Here is a 1,966-nt window from a genome sequence, read left to right on the forward strand (position 1 = left end):
CTTCGAAGCGTCCCTCGCGGGCCGGCGGCGCCCTGCTCTCCCACAGCCTGACGCTGCAGTACCATCGGCGCTCGGGGCCTTAACTTCCGGGTTCGGCATGGGACCGGGTGTGCCACCCCCGCCATTGCCGCCGGCCCGCGCGGGACGCTCCGCGCGGGGGGTGCCTCTCCCCCGTGCCCTGGGGGCCGCACAGCGCGCACGTTGGAAGGCCCCGCCGCAGCCGGAGGCCCGGCAGCGAGCGATCGTTCGACCCCGCGCCCCTCCCGCGAGGGGAAGGGGGAGGTAAGAGCTCGGCCTATTAGTACCGCTCGCCTGCGCGCCTCGCGGCGCTTCCAGCTGCGGCCTATCGACCTCGTGGTCTACGAGGGGCCTTACCGAAGGGAGAACCAATCTCAGGACCCGCTTCCCGCTTAGATGCCTTCAGCGGTTATCGGAACCGGACGCGGCTACCGGGCGGTGCCGTTGGTCGACAACCCGCACACCGGAGGTCCGTCCACCCCGGTCCTCTCGTACTGGGGGCAGCCTCCTTCAGTTCTCCTGCGCCCGCGGAGGATAGGGACCGAACTGTCTCACGACGTTCTGAACCCAGCTCGCGTACCGCTTTGAATGGCGAACAGCCATACCCTTGGGACCTGCTCCAGCCCCAGGATGCGATGAGCCGACATCGAGGTGCCAAACCTTCCCGTCGATGTGGACTCTTGGGGAAGATCAGCCTGTTATCCCCGGAGTACCTTTTATCCGTTGAGCGACGGCCCTACCACTCGGGGCCGCCGGATCACTAGAGCCTGCTTTCGCACCTGCTCGGCGTGTCAGCCTCGCAGTCGGGCCCGCTTACGCTCTTGCACTCAAAAGGACGGTTGCCGACCGTCCCGAGCGGACCTTTGCGCGCCTCCGTTACGCTTTGGGAGGCGACCGCCCCAGTCAAACTACCCACCAGGCACGGTCCCGCGCCCCGCTCCAGGGGTCGCGGTTAGGACGCCAGAACGGCGAGGGTGGTATTCCAAGGGCGCCTCCCCGGGAGCTGGCGCTCCCGGTTCCCGGGCTCCCACCTATCCTCTACACGTCGGACCGGCGGCCAATGCCTAGCTGCAGTAAAGGTTCACGGGGTCTCTCCGTCCTTCCGCGGGTAAGCCGCATCTTCACGGCCAGTGCAATTTCACCGGGTCCATGGTCGAGACAGCGCCCAAGTCGTTGCGCCTTTCGTGCAGGTCGGAACTTACCCGACAAGGAATTTCGCTACCTTAGGACCGTTATAGTTACGGCCGCCGTTTACCGGGGCTTGGATTCGCCGCTTCGCTCGCGCTGACGGCTCCTCGTGACCTTCCGGCACCGGGCAGGCGTCAGACCCTATGCGTCGCCTTTCGGCTTGGCAGAGTCCTGTGTTTTTGGTAAACAGTCGCTTGGGCCTCTTCACTGCGGCTCACCGCCGCTCGAGGGGTGGAACCCTGTCACGGCAGTGAGCGCCCCTTCTCCCGAAGTTACGGGGCCATTTTGCCGAGTTCCTTGACCATGGTTGACCCGATCGCCTCGGTATGTTCTACCCACCCACCTGTGTCGGTTTGCGGTACGGGCGCCTGCGCGGCTCGCCGTCGGGGCTTTTCTGGGGAGCGTGGGATCACTCGCTTCGCTAAGTCGCTTCGTCCGCCCCCTCGGCCTTCGGCCCGCGGCTTTCGCCGCGGGCGGCCTACGGGGCATCGCGGGGACGTCCAGAACCCCGTCGAGCTGCCCTCCTCCGTCGCCCTGTGGCTGATAGCGCCGCGCCGGCGGTGCGGGAATGTCTGCCCGCTATGCATCGGCTACGCCCTCCGGCCTCGCCTTAGCCCCCGACTGACCCTGGGACGATTAGCGTCGCCCAGGAAACCTTGGGTTCACGGCGGCGGCGTTTCCCACGCCGCTCTCGTTACTCATGCCAGCATTCTCGCTCCCAGGCGGTCCACGGCCGGTCGCCCGGCCGCTTCGCCCCCCC

2 rRNA genes (1 of these 2 cut by a window edge) are annotated in these 1,966 nt (G+C 67.1%); both read right to left on the reverse strand.

Going from position 1 to position 1,966, the window contains the following annotated elements:
• Nucleotides 1-19: 19 nt before the first annotated feature.
• Nucleotides 20-135: ribosomal RNA gene (gene rrf, locus QJ043_RS09740) — 5S ribosomal RNA — on the reverse strand.
• 143 nt (nt 136-278) lie between these two features.
• Nucleotides 279-1,966, reverse strand: a 23S ribosomal RNA gene (locus tag QJ043_RS09745); it runs 1,363 nt beyond the window's last position.

The sequence above is a fragment of the Kribbibacterium absianum genome, assembly GCF_030067705.1.
GTDB lineage: Bacteria > Actinomycetota > Coriobacteriia > Coriobacteriales > Atopobiaceae > Kribbibacterium > Kribbibacterium absianum.